The following is a 21,691-nucleotide window of genomic DNA, read 5'->3' on the forward strand; positions in this document are numbered from 1 at the left end:
TTAGTTCCTCAGTGGCTTGTGTTTAATCAGCATGTGTTCAATTCTATCTTGAGTTTTATCTTCTTTTAATAGTTCAATAAAATGCGTTTTCTCTAAATTTAATAAATATTGACTATCGACTTTAGTTTCAGACTCCAGCTCACCACCACAAAGCGTATCTGCAATTTTTTGAGCAATAAGCTCATCATACTCAGAGATAAACTTGCCAGTTCTCATATTAACCAATTGTGCCAATAAGTTGGCTTTTGCCGTAGCACCTCCTATTTTAAAACTTTGGTTTGAATTTTTTGGACGGTAATGCTGTTTAATCATTAGTTGAGCTTGTTGTTTGGCAAAATAAAGCAACTCAAGTCTTTGGTTGATGATTAAATCTCCCTCATCCAAATACCCCATATCAACGGCTTGTTTTGCACTTGTTGATACTTTTGCCAACCCAATTTGCTCAAAATATTGAGCCAATTTTGGAAAAATATCTTTATGCTGTGCAGCACGTCTTGCCATTTCCTTGCAGCCACCACCAGCAGGCAATAAGCCAACACCTGCTTCTACTAAGCCAATATAACTTTCTACATAAGCCACACGCTTATCGCAATGCATCATCATTTCACAACCACCACCCAACACCAAGCCTTCGATAGCAGCAATACTTGGAACTTTGCTGTATTTGAGCGCCGTTAATGTTTGTTGAAGTTGTTCAATCACTTCATTAATAGGTTTTAAATTTTCAATATCAGGCAAGTTTGGTTTAAATAATTGCCAGGCTTTTTTCTTGGCTTTGGTGAATAGATTTTGATTCTCAATCATGCCTAATTTTGCACCTGCAACAATCTCATAAAGATTAGCACCTGCACAAAATGGTGCACTATTTTGCCAAAGAATGATTGCTTTAAAATTTTGCTCAGCAATTTCAATGGCTTGTTTTAATGAATTAATGGCTTCTAAATTAAGTGTGTGTAATTTGGTTTTTAAACTAAAGATGCTAATACCATCATTTTCGTGGAAAAATCTAGCTGAATCATTTTCAAAAATCGTTTGACCTTGTGGCTTAATACACTCATCCATTAGGATAGGGCGGTGAAGCTGGCGGCGATAAACAGAATGATTGGAATAAGTTATATAGGATTTTTCTATAGGTGAATAAGCGCCTTTATCAATATAAAAATGAGCAACATTATTAAGCCAATCTGGGTTTATTACGTGCTCGTCATCTTCTAAAAATAAAGCCAATGATTGCTTGACATTATTAGAGTGCCAAAATTCAAAAATCCCCAATGCCCAACCAAACCCCCAACGCAACGCCCAATCAACATCTCGAACAGAGCAAGCAATATTTTGAAGATGGTAAGCGCTATAAAGACAAGTGTCTTTAATAATAGAATACAAAAATTGTGCTTGAGGATGTGGGTTGTTTTTAAGCAGAGCAATCTGTTGTGAGGTATCTTTTTTAAAAATCGCTTCAACGGAGGCGTCTATGTCATAATCAGCCTCAAGATAAGTTTGACCTTCAATTTGGTAAGCTTTGATCACCCCTTGTTCTTTTTTGTAAAATCCAGCCTTGGTTTTTTCACCTAAAAGGTGGTTTTCTACCATGGCACCCAACCAAGTAGGTGTTTTAAAATAATGACGCCAAGGGTCGTTTGGATGTGCATGATAAAATTGCTCAAACACATGTTTTAAAACATCCAAACCAACTAAATCAGCGGTTCTGAAAGTAGCACTTTTAGGCCGTTTGAGGCGCTTGCCTGTAAGCGCATCAACTGTATCAAAACTTAACGATAAACGTTGGGCGTGATAAAGACACGCAGCGATTGAAAACACCCCGATTCGATTAGCAATAAAGCCGGAAGTATCCTTGGCATGTAAAATATTTTTACCCAATTCTGAGGTAAAAAACTCCTCTAAAGTGTCTAGGATTCTCTTGTCTGTTTGTGCGCTAGGAATGAGTTCAATGAGTGACATATAGCGTGGTGGATTAAAAAAATGAATGCCACAAAATCGAGATTGAAACTTACCCAAATTTTCTCCAATCTGGTTAATGCTTAAACTTGAAGTATTGCTTGCTAGAATAACTTGGCTAGACAAATAAGGCGTTATTTTTTTAAGCAATGTTTGTTTGAGGTCAAGGCTTTCAACAATCACCTCAATGACTAAATCACAAGCCAATAACTGCTTTAAGTTACTCTCAAAACTAACAGGTGTGATCCAAGATTGTTGCTGAGGATGTGTGAGCGCCTCAGGTTTAAAATGACCAATACTGTCTAAATCTTGTTTAACATGGTCTTGATGACCAAATAACAACGTAGGAATGTTGGCATTTGCAAATACACCTGCAATTTGAACACCCATCACACCACTACCTAAAATGCCAACTTGGTTAATTTTCATAATCATCCACCTTTAAAATTTGACGCCTTAATTGAGTTAAATTAGACAAAACTTGGTGCTTTTGACTGGTTATTTTCTCTTGATTTAGCAATGCATCAATTGCTTCAGGCGTATCTATATGTTTAACATTTTTGTATATTTCTTCAGCTTTTAACGCAAGTTTGTAAGTTTGTTCTAGTTCATCAAGTGGTGTGTCTTTGATAAGCAAAACATCATTAGTTAAATCTTCTTTAAGATTTTCATCATGAATAAGTTGGTTAATAATTTTATTTTGCAAATCAATAGAAGGCTTGGTTTGATTAACGCCTCTTGGTAAAACCAGCCATTTAAAAGCCCAAGTATATTTGAATTGATCACAAATTTCTTTTAATAATAATTGCGACTCATAGACATGGCTTTGTGCTGTCCATTTGAGTAAATCATTAAAATGACTATCTAGTGTTTCTGCGTACTTCAACAAAGTAGAAATGCCATACATCTTAATCAGTAAATCAGCAAATAACCCATTCATACTTTCTTGAAATTTAATGTTTGAGCCGTGTTTGATTAATGCCATTTCAACCAAAAAAGCAAAGCTTGCACTTATACTGCTAAGTTGCTGATAATAAGGCTTAGTAATGCTTTTTGTATTTTTTGGGGCAATGGCAACTTTGCCATTGCTTAGTGCAAAAATAAAGCTTTTAGCCTTAACAGTAGATAAATAAGCAAGGTGCTTACCCAGCGTTTTATTAAATGAAACATAATCTTTATTTTCTAAACTTGTTAGTTCGTCTTTTAAAAAAGGATGGCAACGCATTAATCCTTGACCAAATATAATCATTGATCTAGTTAAAATATTTGCTCCTTCAACCACAATAGCAATTGGAATACTTTGGTAAATGTTGGCCAGGTAGTTACGTTTACCAAGCATGACTGTTTTGCCACCATGAATGTCCATGGCTCGATTAACATTAACCCTTAATAATTCAGTATGATGATATTTTAAAATCGCAGAACTGATAGATGGATTAAACCCCTGGTCAAGCAAACTTAAATGAAAATCACTCATGGCTTTCATGACGAGCACATCCGCTGCCATAGGTACAATTTTCTCAGCCACACCTTGAAAATGATACAAAGACTGTTTAAATTGTTTTCTAATTAACGCATATTCAATTGAAGTTTTAAGGCTTAATTGAGCGCCAGATAATGACAAAGAGGGGAGTGACACGCCTCTGCCTAATGACAATGACTCCATTAACATCACCCAACCTTGTCCAATCATTGCTTGACCGCCAATCAAAGCAGACATTGGGATAAACACATCCCTACCTTGATGCGGACCATTGCTAAATTCTGAACCAATAGGGTGATGGTATCGACCAATACTAATACCTGCCAAGACACTATCAACCAAAGCACAAGTAATGCCTAGATTGACTTTTTTGCCAATTAACCCATCAGGGTCATACGTTTTAAAAGCGAGTCCAATTAAAGTTGCTATTGGCGCAAGCGTGGTATAACGTTTATCCCAATTTAGCAAAATACCCAAAGTTTTCTCACCTTGATGGCTTTGATAACAAACCACACCAGAATCTGTCATTGCGCCCGCATCTGAACCCGCTTCAGTTGAAGTTAATGCAAAGCAAGGAATGTGCTCGCCTGTTGCTAATTTTGGCAATAAATTTTGTTTTTGTTGGTCTGTGCCATAATGCGAAATTAACTCTGCAGGTCCTAATGAGTTCGGCACCATAACCGTAACTGCTAACGACACATCGCAACTAGAAAGTTGGGTTAAAATTTTTGCATGTGCTTTTGCTGAAAATGCCAAACCGCCATATTTTTTAGGAATGTTAAGCGCCCAAAACCCTTTTGATTTGATTTGGCTTAGGGTTTTATCTGTTAACCCAAATTGGTTAAAAGTGTCACATAGTGCACTCACTTGATCATCAATAAACGCTTGCTCTTGATTAGATAACGGTTTACTTTTAACAGACAACAATTCATTCCAATCAAGCTGATTACTAAATAATTGCGACTCCCAATGGGTATTGCCACTTTCCATGGCAACTTTTTCACTATCGCCAATCAAAGATTTTTTATGATTAAATAACTTAACAACAATGGGTCTAATGAAAAGCAATCTAAAAGATGGAATAAATAATATCAGATTAGCCAACAATAAAAATAGCCCGACCCCCCATATAATCAACAAATTTAACCGAAAAGCAACAAGAAAATAAAGACTAACAAAAGAAAGAGTGAGCGCAAAGAATACAAAATACCGCTCAATTCTAGCAAATAAGGCAGTGATTACAATAACTAATATCAGGTAATACAATATAAGCATAAGCCTATCATAACCTTTTTTTACAAGTAGTGTTATTGAAAAACCAATTAAATTGGTAGGGAAATCAGTTGAGATTCATCCAATCCCCATTTTCAAGCAACAGTTCACTTAAGTGAATTAACACCTCAGACTGGTTAACAATCGACAAATCTAGCGTGCTAAAAATTTGTTTTGCTACTTTTTTTGATAACGGTCAAACTCACAAGCAATAGAATGATACGTATATTTATCTATCATTGTTTGCCAAAATTTTGCATGATTGTCTAAATAAGGCGCTGATTCAGTAGCAGGGTAAGCCCAATAAAAATTCATTAGGTTGAGCATTTGCAGCAAAAAAGCGTGTTCAACTAAACTTCTAATTGAAGCAAAACCACCATCCCAAGCGATAAACAACATAGGCAATGCTGAAAAAGCCTCTTTAAGAACAAAGTTGCCTTTAGGTCCTTTTAAGGCAACTTTACTTTTAACCTTAAGTGATTTGTTAAAAATCGTTCGTGCAAAAGTATCGGGCTTGTTGTTACGAATGTAAAATTCAAGTGCCATACCCATGACACGAACAAGAGGCTAGGGGATACCTAGAAACGCTTCCTTGAAAGGATAAATTCAACATCTTGACCCACTATAAATTGCAAGGTTTTTGATCTAGACGTCCTTAAAGCAAGAATTGCCATGCCATCATTAATGAAATGAATGCTTTTAACCTTTGTATCAATATTTTGAATGGCAATTGATTTCACATCATCAATCAAATCTAGCTTAACTTCAATATCTGACGCAACAGAATTGCAACACATTAAGAATTCAGTTCATTTCATCTTGCGATAAGGCAAAATCATGATGTTTAATTTTCTTAATAACCGTCACCCAAAAGCTCGGCTTTGCAAGCACCACAAGTACCATTACTGCATTTATAATGCATAGCCTCAAACCATGATGAAGCCCACTTTCAAGTAAAGAATCGTTTGATGAGCACTCATAGTTTTTATTTTGAGCACTTAACCTAACATTAAATAAATTAGGCATAATTTGATGAAAAATTCAATAGGGTGATTATGTCAAAATCTTGTAAAGTTTGATTTGAAAATATATAATTTAACATAATATAAATTATGCGAAGTTGTTATAAATGAGTGGAAATTAAATCGATGAGCATCTTTATGTGGTTGTCTCTGTCATTTAATGCAGGAATGTAGCTAAACTGGCGACCACCAGCTTGGATAAAATAATCACGATTTTCACATTCAATCTCTTCTAAAGTCTCCAAGCAATCGGCTGCAAACCCTGGACAAATAACTTGAATATGTGCAACACCATTACTGGCTAATGTTTCTAATCTTTCTTTGGTTTGTGGCTTAGTCCACGGCTCTCGTCCGAAAATAGATTGGAAGCTGAATAAATAGTTGCTTTCATCCAAATCTAGCTTTTTAGCGAGTAATTTGGCTGTGCCAATGCAATGATCATAATATACATCGCCATTATCGACATATCGTTGAGGAATACCGTGAAATGAGATCATTAATTTATCCGGCTTCCCGTGCTTGGCTTGATGCTCTAACACCGAATTAGCGAGAGATTGAAGATAGCCTTTATTGCCGTAATAATACTCAATAAAGGCTATTTGGGGCTTTTGAGTCCAAGAGTCCAATGTTTGGTTAATGGCATCTAATGTTGAAAGTGTCGTTGTGTTTGAATATTGAGGATAAAGTGGCAGGACAATGATTTTTTCACAATCTTGAGCGCGTAACTTATCCAAAGCTGATGGAATAGAAGGATTTCCATAACGCATACCTATTTCAAATACTAAGTTTTCATGCTGTTTAAGCAATGTTTTTTTAACGCCTTGTAATTGCAACTTGGCGATGCTTAATAATGGAGATCCAGTGCCAATTTTGTCCCAAATTTTGGCGTAATTTTTGGCTAATTTTTTAGGCCTGATATTAAGAATAACAACATTTAATGCCAGCCACCATATTAATTTATTAGGCGGGTCGACTACTCTAGGGTCTGACAAAAATTCAGACAAATATCGTCTTAAAGCACTCTTTGTAGGCGTATCTGGCGTACCAAGATTGGTTAGTAAAATACCTATTTTCATTTAAATTTAGCTAAATTTTTGTCAATAAAATGACGAATAAAATCGTGCGATTGTACCGAGTGGAAACGATCAATCTCTTCACCCTTAATAAAAGCGATAACAGTTGGAAACCCACGCGTATGATAACGACCAGCAATTTTCATATTCTCGTCTTCAGCCTCTAGTTTTGTTAATAAAAAATCACGCTCATTATGCTCATTAACAACTGATTTAATCATGGGCTCTAAAACCCTTACAAGACCCACATCACTGCGCTGAAATATCTAATGCTACCAAGCGCTTGTGAGATTCATCAGGTACTAAATTTTGAAAGGTATCAATTGAAGCATCAGTATAGGACATATTGTTAACTTGTTATTTTTGATAACGGCCAAAATAATGTATAGTATAAGCAAAAATTCAAGAAAAAACAAAAAAACAAGTGAAATTTTTATAAAAATTATTAAAAATCAATAGCTTTTAAAAATTAGAATTTAGAGCTAAGGACTAAAAAAGGTTTTAGCTAAAATTTACACTTATATCGCATTTACATTAACAAACTGTTTGGTGAGCCTATATTTTTGTTTCGGGCTTTTGGGTTTTTCTGGAATGGTTCGCTCAAAAAAGCCGTATTCAAGTAGCGGATTTAAAATATCATTTTTGAATCTTGTCTTGTGTGTCCTTTTTAGAATTTTCATCAATTCGTCAGCACTACTTTCAGCACTATATTTTTTTAAAATTTTGACTTGGTCTGGGCTTATTTCTGCATAATTCAAACTTAGTCCTTTCTTAGGACAAAGTGTATCTAAATCACTACTTATAACAATGTTTTCTTTAAAATTAAATCCTTGTTGTTCTGCAACATTTTTTAATGCATTATTGCGTTTTAAATCTTTACACCAGTCCTGATTTTTATTAAACTTTTGTGTGCGTTTTTTGTATTTACTGAATAAGCCCATTGTTAGATAAATTAGTTTAAAGACAATAAGAATAGTTTACCAAAAACCAAAGTTTGAATAAATATTTCAAAATAGGCGTTATTGGGTTAATATTTGATTTAAAAACAGGCGTAATCTGTCTGATTCTGGATTGTTAAAGAAGGTATCTGGCTCATTCTGTCCAATGATTTGCCCCTCATCCATAAAAATAATGCGGTCTGCTACTTTTTTAGCAAATCCTATTTCATGAGTAACACAAAGCATGGTAGTCCCCTCTTTAGCAAGTTCTACCAATGATAAACACCAAGGCCGTATTTTTAAACAGTGCAATAAATGAGAGCTAACAATATTAGGAATGGATATTTTGAGTGCTTGAGGCAATATAACAAGCACCGTTTTTTGAGTAAAACTAAGCCCATCTGCATCTGTAGCCTCATATTGTCCTTTATGTACGGCTTGCAATCCACCTAGAATAACCTCAGCGATATAGGCAGCTTGTCAAAATCAATCCCTTCAGCAAAGAAAAGTGGCAGCATATAACCGACACCATAAATAAAATAGTAATCAAAGGAATGCACGAATAATTTCAATATAAGCAATGCTTAGAAATTGAATGGTTTTCATCTTAGATTGCCTGCCTAATGCCAAGGAAAATACCAATAGGAAATGAAGCCGCCAAAATGGTTAACATTAAACTACTCCCCATTGATTAGTTTCAACAACTTTTATACCTAAAAAATCATTGCCATAAAGCAAGAAAAAAGCAATCAGTGGATAAATAATAAAAAGCATTAGTGTTGCTTTATTTTTATAAACTTGATATTTTAAAAAACGCACAATGAAAACAAAAGCCAACATAATGGCAAGTAATAAATTAGGTCGCCAATATTCCTCTGATGGATATATACCATACATAAATAGGCTCATTTTTTCGTCAATATAGGACAGCAAGCCACTTCTCTAGTGCGTTCAGCATTAATTTTTGAAGAAAATAAATGTTTTACTGTCCAACCTAAAACACCCGTCTGTGTCTTAGGTGCTGGTCTGGATTACTTGAGGGTAAAAATACTCATTCGTTCAAACCCTTAATGCGTATTTTGTGATTAACAAGATTAAGTTCTAATGAAATAAGCAGTGACAAAGTTAAATAAACCGCCATGGTCATTAAGATAATCTCAATCGCTTGACCCCCGCCTGATTAAGCACTGTGCCTGAAAAAATATCCACCAAATCAGCATAACCAATAGCTACAGCTAGGGAGGGGTTCTTGGTGAGATTAAGGTATTGATTAATAATAGGAGGTATGGCAAACTCTCAAAGCTTTTGGCAATAGCACAAATTTAAGTGTTTGTGCTTGTGTTAAGCCCTATTTTGCAAGGGCTGTTTCTTTTTGCCCCTTATTAACGGGATTCTATGCCTGCACGAAAATCGCCTCACTAATATAAATAGCTGTGTAAATACTCAATGTAAGCACAAGTGCTAAAAATTCAGGTGAAAAGGACAAACCCGCCTCTAAAATTAAACCCTTGAGGGCTTGGGGGTCAAAATGTATGGACGAACCTAATATGAAATAAAGCCCCAATGGAAAAGCCCTAATAAGCTTAATAAATGATAGTCCCCTGTTCGTTGTTTGATGCCTGTTGAGTCATGTTTTTTATTAAAAAACCGTTTAATAAAAAAAGAGATAAAAGCACCCAGAAAAAAGCCGCCATTACCCAAGAAAACCCAGACTCAAAAATAGGTTTGGGCAGATAAATCCCTCCCCCTAAGATTGAAAAAGATAACGTTAAAAAATTCAAAACCACTGCGAATACCCAAACGATCAATGTTGCAATTTAAATTACTAACAGCATAATAAGCAACAAGGGCAACAATCAATACTGCAATAATTTGAAATAAAATAAACCTAGTTTTGTTGTTGTTTTAAAAACCAAACATGGTAATCTTTGAACACGTAGTGTAAATTAAAAAAACCAGTCTTAATTTAAGACTGGTTTTTAAGGGCTTATCTAAATGGCGGTGAATATAAAATTCCGCCATCTTTCCATAAGGCATTTAAGCCTCTAGTAATATTAAATTAATTGGCGTATTAACACCAATATTACGCTCAAAGCTTTCAGAATAATTACCAACTTGTTTGATAATGTTATACGATCATTTCCTATCCAAACCTAGGTATTCCACCCATAGTGCCAGAGTTACCCAATAAGCGATTAACCTCAGAATTGCTACTTGGCTTATCTACCGCAGCATTGGTAACACCTAACTCTCCAGCAGTAATCATAGCATTAAGCGTCCACCAACGCACAATATTAAACCATTTATCATCCTCTTTTGGTGCACCACAGGACCTAGTGGCTCTTTAAAGATAACATTTGGCAACACAATGGCAGAAGACGGGTCTTTCAGTGTGGTTCTTAAAGCGTATAGACGCGATTGATCAGTGGTTAAAGCATCACAACACCCTGCTTCAAGGTTTAACTTGGTTTGTGCAATGTGGTGTCTGTCATCGAGGTGTTAATGTCCAGTTTGTTACTCTTGACAAGACATCAATTTCGCCACTTTGGAGTGCAGTAAAACGCTCTTTTGCAGTCAGTGGAATGTATTTAACTTTTTCGCTATCACCCAAAGTTGCAGTAGCAACTGCACGACAAAGATCCACATCCAGTCCCGCTCATTTATGACGCTTATCAACTGCTGAAAAGCCAGCTAAACCCGTTGTTACACCACAATTTAAGCTGCCACATTGCTCAGTGTATCAGCTTGAACACTAAGGCCACCAATGACTAGTAATGATGCCATAGAAAGTTTTAATAACTTATTCATCAGCCTTCCCCCTATATAGAATATAAAAAATACAATTTGATTCAAAATTGTGTTGAAGAAGTTTAACAGCGAATGTTATTACGTGGGATGTTTGTATTGAAATCAAAGAACTACAATAATAGTAGCAAAATTAACCAAATACAGAGAACGGGGTGTCTTCTGTCTTTTAGAGTTATTGTCTAATGTATGGTTGTGTTTATTAATTGGGTGATGATTGATTGTGTGGAGCTGGAGTTATTCAGTGATGCTCTGGCGTACCATTTGTTGGCTTTTTGCTCGTTCATTTGTGTGCCTTCGCCATTTAAATAAGCGTACCAAACATTAAATTGAGCAGCTAAGTTGCCTTGTTGAGCTGCTCTTCTATACCAATAAAAAAGCATTTACATAATTTTGAGCAAAAACACCCTTACCTTTTTGGAAAATATCAGCCAATTGGTACTGTGCCTCAGCATTGCCTAAATAGGCTTGATGTTGAATTTCAACAGCCTCAATACTCAAGCTTGATTCTGCTAATAAGTGTTTGTGAATTTGGCTCATTAATCACCTCTTATTTGTTATTTATTTAAATGCAATATACCGCCAATTTTTATGCTTGTAAAGTAAATAAATTATTATTATAAATCAATAACTTATATAGTATTTATGGTATTTTTTACTATCACTGGTATTTTTTAACTAATTTAATGACCAAGTATGGGTAGTAAAAATTAACTATAATAGGTAAAAATTACATTGAAATTAAGGTGCAAACAATGGCAAATAAAACCAAGAACTATCTGGCTAAAGTGCGCAAGAAAACTGGCTTTTCGGATTATAAAATATCACAAGAATATTCAATTAATCAATCCAATTTAAGCAAATATAAATCAGGAAAAGCCGCCCTTTCTGAAACCCATGCTTGGCTATTTGCCAATATTTTAGGCATCAATCCTGCAGAAGTTGTTGCTCACACCAAACTTGAACATGCAAAAATTACTGGCAGTAAATCAAAGGCTATATTTTGGCAAGAGCAACTAGAAAAACTTGCAAACAACTCTAAGGCCATCAAAATAGATATTGCACAAATTAACCCTATTGTTGGCGATTTAGATGGAAACTCTCAAAAAATTATCAAGTTAACTAAAGAGGCACATGTTCAAGGTTGTGATTTATTGATTTTCCCAGAATTATCACTGATTGGCTACCCTCCTGAAGACTTACTACTACGTGAGGGCTTTATTCAACAAGTCCAAGATAAAGTAACCTTGATCAGCCAAACCATCTCTAAAGATATTTCTATTATATTTGGCGCACCTTCCAAACAAGATGGCGTTTTATACAACGGTGCTTATCTTGTTCAAAATTCGCAACTGCGGGTTTATCACAAGCAAAACCTTCCGAACTATGGCGTGTTTGATGAAAAGCGTTATTTTGAATCGGGTCATGAAGCTTTTATTTTTGAATGCCAAGGTAAAAGAATTGGCTTGGTCATTTGTGAAGATGCTTGGACACCAAGGGTTGTCTCTACCACAGCTAATCAGGGTGCACAAATCATCATCAGTATTAACGCCTCCCCGTTCCAAGTTGGTAAACACTCACAACGCATTGAACAAATTAAACAGCGTGTATTAGCAACTAAAACTGATTTTATTTACGTTAATATGGTTGGTGCACAAGATGAATTGGTATTTGATGGCGCATCTTTTGCTATGAATTCAAATGCCGACATCACTTTGCAATTGCCCTTATTTAAAGAAACAGTTCAAAGCGTTAGCTTTACCCCCCCTACTACACTGCCTGACACCGACCCTATTGAAAAAACCATTTACAATGCCTTGGTGCTCGCCACCAAAGACTACATTGAGAAAAATGGGGTTTTTAATGGCGTGGTTATTGGCTTATCTGGCGGTATCGATTCTGCACTGACCCTTGCCATTGCTGCTGATGCCATCGGTACTGAGAACATTAAAGCCATTATGATGCCCTATGAATACACTTCAAACATGAGCCTTGAAGATGCCAAAATGCAAGCCACAGCAATGAATGTTGATTATCATGAAATCAGCATTCACACTATGGTGGATAGCTTTAACACGCAACTTAACACATTATTTAACGGCATGGAAGCTGACACCACCGAGGAAAACCTACAGGCTCGTGTACGTGGCACGCTACTAATGGCAATCTCTAATAAATTAGGCAAAATCGTACTCACCACAGGCAATAAATCTGAAATGGCAGTGGGCTACGCCACCCTATATGGAGATATGTCAGGCGGTTTTGCCCCTCTTAAAGACGTTAGCAAAACCTTAGTTTACCAACTGGCAAAATACAGAAATACCCTATCAACCATCATCCCAGGGCGCGTTATTGACAGAGCACCCTCCGCCGAACTTGCCCCTAATCAAATTGACCAAGACTCCCTACCTCCTTATGACGAACTGGATGCAATTCTAGCATTATTTATCGAACAAAAATATTCCGTTAAATACATCATTAAACAAGGCTTTAACGAGCAAACCGTTAAATGCACCGCCCAAATGGTACTTAACAACGAATACAAGCGTAGACAAAGTGCACCCGGCCCTAAGATTAGCCAAAATGCCTTTGGCAAAGAGCGTCGCTACCCCATGACATCAAAATTTAAACCTTAATAGTTATTGAAAAAAATGCAAAAATATCAATTAAATTTTTCAATTATTCCTGTAATAACACCACCATCAATGTCCCAGATAGCGCCCGTTATCCAGCTGGCTTTTTCACTCAATAAAAAGCTAATGGTTATGACAATATCTTCTGGAGTGCCAATTCTACCAATTGGATGAAAACTATTAAAGGCTGCTAACGCTTTATCTAATTCGCTTGGATTGATAAATGATTCATAAATTGGTGTTTTCACAACTGCTGTAGAAACAGGATTAACTCGAATATTATACTCAGCTAATTCCATTGCCATATGTTGTGTTAGTGCATGCAAACCCATAGAATAAGCAGAAGATAGCGTTGCCTTGATGGCTTGTTTTGCCCACATTGATCTAATATTAACATATAGAGCTGCCGCCATTTTTTATCATATTGTTGGACTCTGCTTGAGAGATAAAAAATATAGCATTATTCAAACCCATACAAGCTTCATAGTCTTCTTGTTTATGTTCTAAAAATGGTGTAGGACTAAAATATCCAGCAGCATTTACTAAATATTTAATGTGGTACTCACTATTATTAATGGTATGTTACACATTATCTGCTTTATATAAATCAGCTTGCAAAGTTTCGACAACAACTAAAGTTGATAGTTCTTGTTTAGCTGCATCTAATTTTTGTTGTGACCTGCCTATAATGATGACACCATTACCTTGCTCTAGTTGTTATTTTGCTGTTGCAAGTCCCATGCTACTAGATCCGCCTACAATTAAAGTAAAAATATTGTTATTCATATTCATCTCCGTTATTAAAAAGAAATGACACTTTAACGTAAAATATAATAAAACGTAAGTAAGCACAAATCAGTTTAATAGGCACTTTTAGGTATAATTTTTTGAAAAATAACGAAAAGAAAAGTCCCGCCAAAAAATTCTTCCAGAATGGTTGAAACAATTTATGGTTGTAAATAGTCATTAAGTGTTTTTTCAACTATTAAACAGTGGCATAAATCGTCCTGGAAAAATGTTGAGTAATATTGAGGGTTTGACAGCAAAAGTATTGAATGATTGTTTAAGAAAAAACATTGAGTTTGATATTGTAAAGCGTATTTCTTTTAATGAAATACCTCCACGTGTTGAATATGAAATCACACCATTTGGACGTCGGTTTATACAAATTTTAGACAGTCTTGAAAAATTACAAGCCGAAATAGAAAAAAAATATAGCAAGTCATTCTAGAAATAAGGGGGTGCCCTCCTTTTATTTTTAATATTTAAACAATGGCTAGTGACTATAAAAATCCCTAATAAAGCACTCCACCTGACCGCTGACGCGTTAGGTGGATAATATGAACAATCATGAAAGGAGTATATTCAGTGCTGTATTATTAGATAATGACTAAAAGTTGGAATTACTGAGGGAGTCAAAATTACCTTATATGATGACATGTTTTGCAGGGGGTAATGAAGGCATTAGATGGCAAGCATTTTTTGAATACACATTAAGCAATATTGACAAAACTATCAATTACAAAGTGTAGTTAAATGATAAAATTTTGAGTATCGAATTTGACATAAATAAATTGTTGAAAACAATTATTGAAAAAGATGGTGATGGTTATTTAGCCCAAGTAGAAGGACATCAGAATTTATTTGCATTCGCCTATTCTGAGAAAGAAGCAATTATAGAATCAAAAAACGTTGTTGAAATGATGAAAGAATTATCAGGAGCGAATTAACTCATGCGGTAGAAAAATATGCCGTTCAAGTATAGAGAATTTGAAAGAAAATTAACAAAATCTGGATACAGGGTTGTGCATCAAAAAGGTTCGCATGTTATACTTTCAGACGGTACAAATATTTTTCCAATGCCAAATCATGCCTCAAAAGATATTTCTCCTGGCGTTGAAAGGCAACTATTAAAAATACTAGATTTAACAATCAATGAATTTAGAAAAATCAAGTAAAGCACTCCAGCCGACCGCTAACGCATTGGCTGAATTCAAGCGTTAAGCATTACCACAGGTAAGTAAAAGAATACACTAACAATGGTATTAGAAGAAACATCAAACCTGATATATAATTTATATTGGATTACTCTATTAGCCGTCATCACATCTTCGGCGTCAGGCGTATTAAAGGCTGGCGTTAAGCAATTTGATTTATTTGGCGTTATTATCATTGCAATAGCTACAGGCTTGGGTGGTGGTTCTTTGCGAGATATGCTACTTGATCAGCCGGTATTTTGGATTCAAGATCAAATATTTTTTATAGCCTCAATGGTCAGTGCTTTGGTCATATTTTTTGCAGCAAGGTTGTTAAAAATATCGTCAAAGTATTTTCTAATCGCTGACGCTGCAGGCCTAGCAACTTTTGGCATAGCGGGTACTTTGGTTTCTCTTGCTGCTGGCGCACCTGTGTTAATCGCTAGTTTTATGGGTGTCATGACAGGCACAATGGGTGGCATATTCCGAGATGTGCTTTGCAATGAACAACCAGTGGTGTTTTCAAGCTTTCTGTATGCGACGGTTTCTTGGGCGGGCTCTTTAATGTTTATAGGCTTACTTTATTTACATGTAGATATAACGCTTTCAGCTATAGTTGCTGGTTTAAGTATATTTGTATCAAGATTATTAGCTATTTATTACAATATTAGTCTACCGAAATTTAGGTTTAAGTTATAAAACTCATAAAGCACCTAATAATAACCTCCACCTCTTATCCGTCGTTGTGTCTGTATAATCCATACCAACACCTATCAACGAGCATTTTCAAGCAAACCAAATGAAAGACTCTTTAAGCCATTTACCCAGCAACAAGCAACCCACGTAAGGTAAATTGTCCAAGTGATTCGTGAGGAGTTTGATGGGGTTGTGAAGCACACTTCAGGCAAGAGAAAAATAGGTAAGTTAGTTAAGGTTATTCTTTACGGCTCACACGGCAACGGGTAAATAAGCCACATACTGGTTATATTAGTGATTATGATATTTTTAGTGATTGTTAATCAATTTGACTTAGGCACAAAGTATGATTTGTGGGATACGATTGAGGATAAGGTTAGAATTTTTTTTGCCACCGCTTTTAAGCTAGAGTGCAATTTAATTGTGCATACTTCAGATGAGGTAAATAGCGCACTTAAAGAAGAGCAATACTTCTTTACTGATATTATAAAACCAAGGAGTTGTGTTTTATAAAAATGATAAACAGTATTACAAAAAAGCAGTCTTTATACTTTACCAAGCAACTGAACACTATTATTCTTGTCTTTCCTTTAGTACTGACCCAATACAAACCTTATACCCATAACTTACAACAACTTGGCTCAATGGCCGTTCATCAAGATGAGTCATTAATTGATATTTTTCCACAAGACAGTATAGGCTTAAACGCCGCTGCTTTCAACTACTCAAACAAGCCTATGTTAAAGCACGCTATTCTAGGCATTATAAAATCACAGAAGAAGAATTAAACTATTTAGGTGAAAGAGTAACTTGCTTACTTGCAAACCCTAACCGAATAGCCTTTGTAAAGAAAAGATTAAATCGTTTAGTTAGTGTACACTAACTCCTATATATCCTAATAATTATAATTTTGAATAAGCAAGCCAAGGCGTTATGATGAACATAAAAGAGCTGGAAAAAAATTGGGCTGACAGAGATTTTTCATTTGACATAGGCACCATAAAATCTGGTGATACTGTTGATGAGGCTGTTCACAATGATAAAGATGAACTGGTCCTCATGGAGGCCAGGAAATACGAATTTATTATTGACAATAAATCATTTCTGCAAGACGGCGGTGTTGAAATTATTATTCCAGCAAGGATTACACACCATTAAAAACATTGGTCCGAATGATTCAAAAATATATTATGGCTATAAGTCAAAAAAACTTATAGCAAGTTGTTTAACTCGTTAGCAAGGTGTTATACAATTAATTTAAAATGGAAAAACATTATGCACTTCTTTATTAGTGTTGTACTCTTAGTCGCTGTATTACCAACCATGAGTTATGCAGAGGAAAAGATTAAACACGTAAAAACCGAAAATATTTCTGAAATTAAAGCACTCCCTGATGATTTACGCAACTTGCTTTCTCAAGAAATGCAAGCATTGCAAAGCGGAATGATGTCCATCATTCCTGCATACATTTCTGGAAACTGGGGCGAAATTGAAACCACTGCTGAGAAAATGAAAAGTAGCTATATTTTGAAACAAAGCTTAACAAAAAGCCAAGTAAAAGAGTTACATTCAGCACTACCACATGAATTTTTTGAAAAAGATCAGAGGTTTCATTATTTAGCAGGCATGCTTGAACATGCTGCAAAAAACAGAAAGTCAGAGTTAATAAATTTTTATTTTTCTGAAATGAATGAGTCATGTGTTAGTTGTCATATGGTTTTTGCAACACATAAATTTCCAGCATTAATGCCAAAGACAAGGAGTAAGCATGTGCATTAAAATATATTAATCGTCAACACGTTGGTTGAATTTAGACGGTTATACAAAAATCTGAAGCACGCCCTTGGCTTTGTGCTTGGTTTCTTGCAATTCTTGTTTGGCAATAGAGTCAAACACAATGCCTGCCCCCGCCCTTAAAGTTAGTAGATTGTCTTGTTTGCTTATGGTACGAATAAGGATGTTAAAATCTATTTTTCCGTTACTGCTAATATAACCCAGTGAGCCTGTATAGGCTTGGCGCGGCATCTGTTCTAGTTCTTGAATAATTTGTATACAACGAATTTTAGGGCAACCAGTGATGGTACCACCTGGGAATAATGCACTAATTAGGTGCTTAATGGTGGTGTGTGGCTTGATTTTTCCTTTGATGTTTGAAACGATATGATGCACAAAGGGATAGCTTTCTAGCCCCATGATTTCATCAACTTTGATACTGCCATATTCGCACACCCTACCCAAATCATTGCGCTCTAAATCAAGTAGCATAATATGCTCTGCTCGTTCTTTAGGGTGGTTGATGAGTTGTTGTTTAAGGAGCTTGTCTTCACTGCCTGTACCCCGTGGGTGGGTGCCTGCAATAGGTCTGGTTTGTATGACGCTACCATCCACGCTAAATAGGCGCTCGGGAGAGGAGGAAATAATACTAAACGTTTGGAATTGTGCCAGTGCGGAGAATGGCGCAGGATTGGTTTTTTTTAGTGCTTGGTAAATTTGGGTTGGAGCAATATCATTGGTTAAGTGGTATTGCCACTGTCTTGAGAGGTTGACTTGAAAAACATCCCCTGCTTTAATGTACTTGCGACTCTTTGCCACACCTGATAAAAATTTAGCCTCGTCTTCAGCGGATAAAACACCTGTTAATTTGTGTTCAGGCACGGCTTTTAATTGCTCAATATCTGCCAATACTTGGTCTATTCTGTGTTGGTTGGCGAATTGGTCTAATAAATAAGCTTGATGATTGGTATGGTCAATAACAATCGCTGTGGGAATTTGCACGGCAATGGCAATAGGTTGATTGCTTGTGTGCATTGTTTGTTTTAAAGTCGGCTCTATTTGCCCAATTAATTCATAAGACAGATATACAAACCAACCACCAGTAAAGGGTAAATCGCTATGAATAAGCGGTGTATCAATACTGGCAGTGAGCTTGTCTAAAAAATCAAACCCTTCTAAGTGGCTTAGTACAATTTGTTTGTCAGGGTGTGCAAATAGTATCGAAAAACGATTACTAGCATTGTGATTAACACTTTCTAGCAAAAATGGATAGCGCACAGGATTAGCATAAGATAACGCCTCTAAAGCAACATCAGGAATGGGTAGAGCCTTCACTTTAATTGATGGTTAATTTATTTAACTTTGGCTTAGGGGTGATGACTTTGCTCAGCAGTTGTTTGGCTCTATTAATTGCTTTATGCGAGGGGAATTTAACCAACATTGCGCTTAGCAAGCCACGTGCTTTGTCTTGTTGGTTAAGTTCTATGTATACTTTAGCCAACTCAAACAAAGAGTTTGAAAACTTATAGTGCAATGGGTTTTGTTGTTGAAATGCAACAAAAGCATTTCTAGCATTGTAAAAATCTTCCTTGGCTAACCAATAGTGCGCATCTGAGGTGTGATTATTATTTGGATAAGTGGCTAAATATTGTTTAAACAAATTAATGACTTGGTCGTATTGATCCGTCACTAATAAGCTGCGCGCTTTCGTATAAATGCGCTTGGCTTTTTGATCATGCTCTCTGACTCTGAGCGTGGTTTTTACAATGGCGGCACTGGATTTTTGATAAGTGATTAAGTTAAACAACTCTTTGATTTTCCCAGTGCTTATTTTTTGCTGTTGCTCTAAAAGCTCAATTTTACCCAACAAGGCTTTATTTTTATGCACTAAGCACTTTATTTTTTGATTGTGATCCATCACCACTTTGGCTGTATTAATGCCTGCACTGACAGGCTGCCAAGCAAAAATACTTAAAAAAGCAACCAAACTAAGGTGATACATTAAGCTTTATTGATAAACAAACTCAACGCGTCTGTTTTTCTGCCATGCATCCTCATCGTGACGCTGTAGTATGGGCTTTTCCTCGCCAAAACTAATAACTTCAACCCTTAAAGAAAGATCATACAGACCTAATATTTCTTTAACGCTTAAAGCGCGATTTTCACCCAGTGCTAGGTTGTATTCACGTGTGCCACGCTCATCTGTGTGTCCTTCTAAGCGTAAATTTAGTGCTGGATTGTTACTCATAAAATTTACATGTTTGATGATTTGCTTGGTTGAATCTTCATCAATCTCAGTACCGTCATAGGAAAAATACAACACAAAACTAACGTCCGTATTTCTAAAATCTGCCACGACAACTGGTTCAACCATGCCTGATGTGTTTACACTTCTTTTAGAAAACCCTTGCGATTGAAAACTAGACTGATCTACCTCAATAACATTTTCTTGTGTATTCTCCGTCCTATCTTCAATGGTAGCCACGCTTGGCTTGGGTAATACTTTTTTATACAAATCATCCACGGATGAACATGATGACAACAGCACTATTGTTGTTGTCACGGACATTATTTTTAACATTTAACGTCTCCTATTTTAAATAATGTGACCAATTTGGCTCTCTAACTTCGCCTGCTTTACTAGCCAGCTCGAAAGTTTGACGACCCAATATTGAAACCACAGAAAGTACACTAGAACTATTTTTATTAGTAGCAAAGATAATCATACCGCCATTGGGTGAAAAAAACGGCGATTCGTCTAATTGATTATTTGTCATAATAGTCAAATCCTTAGTGGCAATATCCAGTAAAGCAATTCTATAATCTTTACCCACTCTATGCACCATAGCCAAGTTTTTACCATCAGGCGAAAAAACCGCTTTGGCATTATATCTGCCTTTAAAGGTTGCTCTGTTAATTTTACTGGTTTTTAAATCTTTAATATAAACTTGCACCTGCCCAGAACGATTGGAAGTGAACACAATTTTATCACCCTCTGGTGAGTAACTTGCCTCGGTATCGATGCCCACGTCTGTGGTTAGCCTTGTTAGTTTTTTAGAGGCTAATTGATAAGAATAAATATCTTTATTGCCGTTTTTGGATAGCGTGAGCAAAAGACTTTTGCCATTTGGATGCCAAGATGGTGCTGAGGCAATGCCATCAAAATAAGGCAGTTTTTGTGTTTTTCGGCGTACAAATGGATATTGGATGAACACTTCTGAACGAGCGTTTCTAAAAGACACGTAAGCAATTTTATTTTGGTCGGGCGACCAAGCGGGTGATAAAATAGGCTCTTTAGATTTTAAGATGGTTTGTGGATTTTGCGCATCAGAATCTGATATTTCTAAGCGATATTCACGCTCACCTTTGCCTTTATTGGTAACAGTAATATAAGCTAGGCGCGTATCAAAAGAGCCTTTTTCGCCCAATAAGGCATGATAAATTTGATCAGACAAGTAATGTGCAATTCTTCTGAAACCGCTATTGTGCACGGCAAATTTATCTTTATAGAGTGTTTTTTTAGAATAAACATCCAGTAGTTCAATTTCGACATTAAAGACTTTTTTGCTGATTTTTTCTAGCTTGCCAAGCACAATGGCTTCAATTTTTTTTGTCTTCCATTTATCAAAATTGGGCTTGTTATTAATCACATAATTTGCACTAGAGGCGCTAAATTCGCCTGATCGATTAAAGTTATCACGCATAATGTGCGCAATGGTTTTGCCTTGGCTTGTATCACCCACAACAGAAAAATCAGAAATAACAATAGGGAAAGCATTTTCATCTTGTTTGAGGATAGTAACTTCTAATACTGCCCAAGTAAGGGTGGTATAAAGTGATAAAGCAAAAACAAGCAGTTGCTTCATTCTTTTTCTTCTATCCAATTCGTCTGGATGGCTTCAAGGATTTTTTCGCCTGATTTATTTGCATCATCATCAAATTCATCCAGTGTAATCACCATCTGCTTAAGGTCAACAAAATTAACAATACTAGGATCAACCTCTGGATGAGTCTCTTCTAAGGCCATCGCAATATCTAGGGAGTCTGTCCAGTTCATAAAAAAC

24 protein-coding genes and 4 pseudogenes are annotated in these 21,691 nt (G+C 36.0%); 9 read left to right on the plus strand and 19 right to left on the minus strand.

Annotated features, from left to right (window positions below; all coding sequences use genetic code 11):
• From CVPH_RS04560 to CVPH_RS04615, 13 genes and pseudogenes are all read right to left on the minus strand, one after another.
• Complete coding sequence (locus CVPH_RS04560) at positions 1-2,385, minus strand: 3-hydroxyacyl-CoA dehydrogenase/enoyl-CoA hydratase family protein (protein WP_201342317.1); 2,385 nt, start codon at positions 2,383-2,385, stop codon at positions 1-3.
• Positions 2,375-4,546 carry an acyl-CoA dehydrogenase gene (locus tag CVPH_RS04565; RefSeq protein WP_245396183.1) on the minus strand — a complete coding sequence of 724 codons (2,172 nt, stop codon included), beginning with the start codon at positions 4,544-4,546 and terminating at the stop codon, positions 2,375-2,377. Before CVPH_RS04565 ends, CVPH_RS04560 begins: the two co-directional genes overlap by 11 nt.
• Positions 4,547-4,888: 342 nt before the next feature.
• Positions 4,889-5,257 carry a ferredoxin reductase domain-containing protein gene (locus CVPH_RS04570; protein WP_201342319.1) on the minus strand — a complete coding sequence of 123 codons (369 nt, stop codon included), beginning with the start codon at positions 5,255-5,257 and terminating at the stop codon, positions 4,889-4,891.
• 32 nt (positions 5,258-5,289) lie between these two features.
• Entirely contained in the window at positions 5,290-5,508 is a 219-nt protein-coding gene (locus CVPH_RS04575; protein WP_201342320.1) for a hypothetical protein, read from the minus strand.
• 7 nt (positions 5,509-5,515) lie between these two features.
• Positions 5,516-5,737, minus strand: a complete 222-nt coding sequence (locus CVPH_RS10135; RefSeq protein ID WP_225879812.1) for a hypothetical protein — start codon at positions 5,735-5,737, stop codon at positions 5,516-5,518.
• A gap of 97 nt (positions 5,738-5,834) precedes the next feature.
• On the minus strand, positions 5,835-6,809 hold the full coding sequence (hemH, locus tag CVPH_RS04580) for a ferrochelatase (protein WP_201342321.1): 975 nt from the start codon (positions 6,807-6,809) through the stop codon (positions 5,835-5,837).
• Positions 6,806-7,054 carry a thioredoxin family protein gene (locus tag CVPH_RS04585; protein WP_281064673.1) on the minus strand — a complete coding sequence of 83 codons (249 nt, stop codon included), beginning with the start codon at positions 7,052-7,054 and terminating at the stop codon, positions 6,806-6,808. The genes hemH and CVPH_RS04585 overlap by 4 nt, the downstream gene beginning before the upstream one ends.
• A gap of 270 nt (positions 7,055-7,324) precedes the next feature.
• A complete protein-coding gene (locus CVPH_RS04590) occupies positions 7,325-7,747 on the minus strand; it encodes a Fic family protein (RefSeq protein WP_201342323.1) in 423 nt (140 codons plus the stop codon).
• A 78-nt stretch (positions 7,748-7,825) separates the two neighbouring features.
• Positions 7,826-8,020 (minus strand): annotated as a pseudogene (locus tag CVPH_RS04595) (amino acid ABC transporter ATP-binding protein); the annotation flags it as partial.
• A 396-nt stretch (positions 8,021-8,416) separates the two neighbouring features.
• Positions 8,417-8,677, minus strand: a complete 261-nt coding sequence (locus CVPH_RS04600; RefSeq protein WP_225879813.1) for a hypothetical protein — start codon at positions 8,675-8,677, stop codon at positions 8,417-8,419.
• Positions 8,678-9,731: 1,054 nt separating this feature from the next.
• A pseudogene (locus CVPH_RS04605) lies at positions 9,732-10,469 on the minus strand (transporter substrate-binding domain-containing protein); the annotation flags it as partial.
• A gap of 262 nt (positions 10,470-10,731) precedes the next feature.
• Positions 10,732-10,932, minus strand: coding sequence for an SEL1-like repeat protein (locus CVPH_RS04610; RefSeq protein WP_201342325.1), 201 nt, complete (start codon positions 10,930-10,932; stop codon positions 10,732-10,734).
• Positions 10,913-11,089, minus strand: a complete 177-nt coding sequence (locus CVPH_RS04615; protein ID WP_201342326.1) for a hypothetical protein — start codon at positions 11,087-11,089, stop codon at positions 10,913-10,915. Before CVPH_RS04615 ends, CVPH_RS04610 begins: the two co-directional genes overlap by 20 nt.
• A 215-nt stretch (positions 11,090-11,304) precedes the next feature.
• Here CVPH_RS04615 and CVPH_RS04620 point away from each other — a divergent pair, with 215 nt between their 5' ends.
• Positions 11,305-13,185, plus strand: coding sequence for an NAD+ synthase (locus CVPH_RS04620; protein ID WP_201342327.1), 1,881 nt, complete (start codon positions 11,305-11,307; stop codon positions 13,183-13,185).
• Between the two features lie 26 nt (positions 13,186-13,211).
• Here the strand turns inward: CVPH_RS04620 and CVPH_RS04625 are convergent.
• A pseudogene (locus CVPH_RS04625) lies at positions 13,212-13,875 on the minus strand (SDR family NAD(P)-dependent oxidoreductase).
• Positions 13,876-14,115: 240 nt separating this feature from the next.
• On the opposite strand from CVPH_RS04625, the pseudogene CVPH_RS04630 reads away from it, so the two are divergent.
• The 8 genes and pseudogenes from CVPH_RS04630 to CVPH_RS04665 all read left to right on the plus strand — a co-directional run bounded on the left by CVPH_RS04630 (position 14,116) and on the right by CVPH_RS04665 (position 17,633).
• Positions 14,116-14,413: pseudogene (locus CVPH_RS04630) on the plus strand (winged helix-turn-helix transcriptional regulator).
• Between the two features lie 346 nt (positions 14,414-14,759).
• Positions 14,760-14,912, plus strand: coding sequence for a hypothetical protein (locus CVPH_RS04635; protein WP_201342328.1), 153 nt, complete (start codon positions 14,760-14,762; stop codon positions 14,910-14,912).
• A gap of 18 nt (positions 14,913-14,930) precedes the next feature.
• Positions 14,931-15,140 carry a type II toxin-antitoxin system HicA family toxin gene (locus tag CVPH_RS04640; RefSeq protein ID WP_201342329.1) on the plus strand — a complete coding sequence of 70 codons (210 nt, stop codon included), beginning with the start codon at positions 14,931-14,933 and terminating at the stop codon, positions 15,138-15,140.
• 81 nt (positions 15,141-15,221) lie between these two features.
• A complete protein-coding gene (locus CVPH_RS04645) occupies positions 15,222-15,857 on the plus strand; it encodes a trimeric intracellular cation channel family protein (RefSeq protein ID WP_201342330.1) in 636 nt (211 codons plus the stop codon).
• Positions 15,858-16,148: 291 nt separating this feature from the next.
• Entirely contained in the window at positions 16,149-16,367 is a 219-nt protein-coding gene (locus CVPH_RS04650) for a hypothetical protein (protein WP_225879733.1), read from the plus strand.
• A gap of 2 nt (positions 16,368-16,369) precedes the next feature.
• Positions 16,370-16,642 (plus strand): hypothetical protein, encoded by a 273-nt coding sequence (locus tag CVPH_RS04655; protein WP_201341627.1) that lies wholly within the window; start codon positions 16,370-16,372, stop codon positions 16,640-16,642.
• A gap of 145 nt (positions 16,643-16,787) precedes the next feature.
• Positions 16,788-17,012 (plus strand): hypothetical protein, encoded by a 225-nt coding sequence (locus tag CVPH_RS04660; protein WP_201342331.1) that lies wholly within the window; start codon positions 16,788-16,790, stop codon positions 17,010-17,012.
• Positions 17,013-17,129: 117 nt separating this feature from the next.
• Positions 17,130-17,633 carry a hypothetical protein gene (locus CVPH_RS04665; protein WP_201342332.1) on the plus strand — a complete coding sequence of 168 codons (504 nt, stop codon included), beginning with the start codon at positions 17,130-17,132 and terminating at the stop codon, positions 17,631-17,633.
• 39 nt (positions 17,634-17,672) lie between these two features.
• Here the strand turns inward: CVPH_RS04665 and CVPH_RS04670 are convergent, their stop codons facing one another.
• From CVPH_RS04670 to iscX, 5 genes are read right to left on the minus strand one after another with little or no spacing between them, the layout of a single operon-like run.
• A complete protein-coding gene (locus CVPH_RS04670) occupies positions 17,673-18,962 on the minus strand; it encodes an aminodeoxychorismate synthase component I (RefSeq protein WP_201342333.1) in 1,290 nt (429 codons plus the stop codon).
• Between the two features lies 1 nt (position 18,963).
• A complete protein-coding gene (locus CVPH_RS04675; RefSeq protein ID WP_201342334.1) occupies positions 18,964-19,629 on the minus strand; it encodes a tetratricopeptide repeat protein in 666 nt (221 codons plus the stop codon).
• Between the two features lie 6 nt (positions 19,630-19,635).
• Complete coding sequence (locus tag CVPH_RS04680; protein ID WP_201342335.1) at positions 19,636-20,208, minus strand: OmpA family protein; 573 nt, start codon at positions 20,206-20,208, stop codon at positions 19,636-19,638.
• Between the two features lie 10 nt (positions 20,209-20,218).
• The gene (tolB, locus tag CVPH_RS04685; protein WP_201342336.1) at positions 20,219-21,493 is read right to left on the minus strand and encodes a Tol-Pal system beta propeller repeat protein TolB; all 1,275 of its coding nucleotides are present in this window, start codon (positions 21,491-21,493) and stop codon (positions 20,219-20,221) included.
• Positions 21,490-21,684 carry a Fe-S cluster assembly protein IscX gene (gene iscX / locus CVPH_RS04690; protein WP_201342337.1) on the minus strand — a complete coding sequence of 65 codons (195 nt, stop codon included), beginning with the start codon at positions 21,682-21,684 and terminating at the stop codon, positions 21,490-21,492. Before iscX ends, tolB begins: the two co-directional genes overlap by 4 nt.
• Positions 21,685-21,691 lie beyond the last annotated feature (7 nt).

The organism is Abyssogena phaseoliformis symbiont OG214, assembly GCF_016592595.1.
Taxonomy (GTDB): domain Bacteria; phylum Pseudomonadota; class Gammaproteobacteria; order PS1; family Pseudothioglobaceae; genus Ruthia.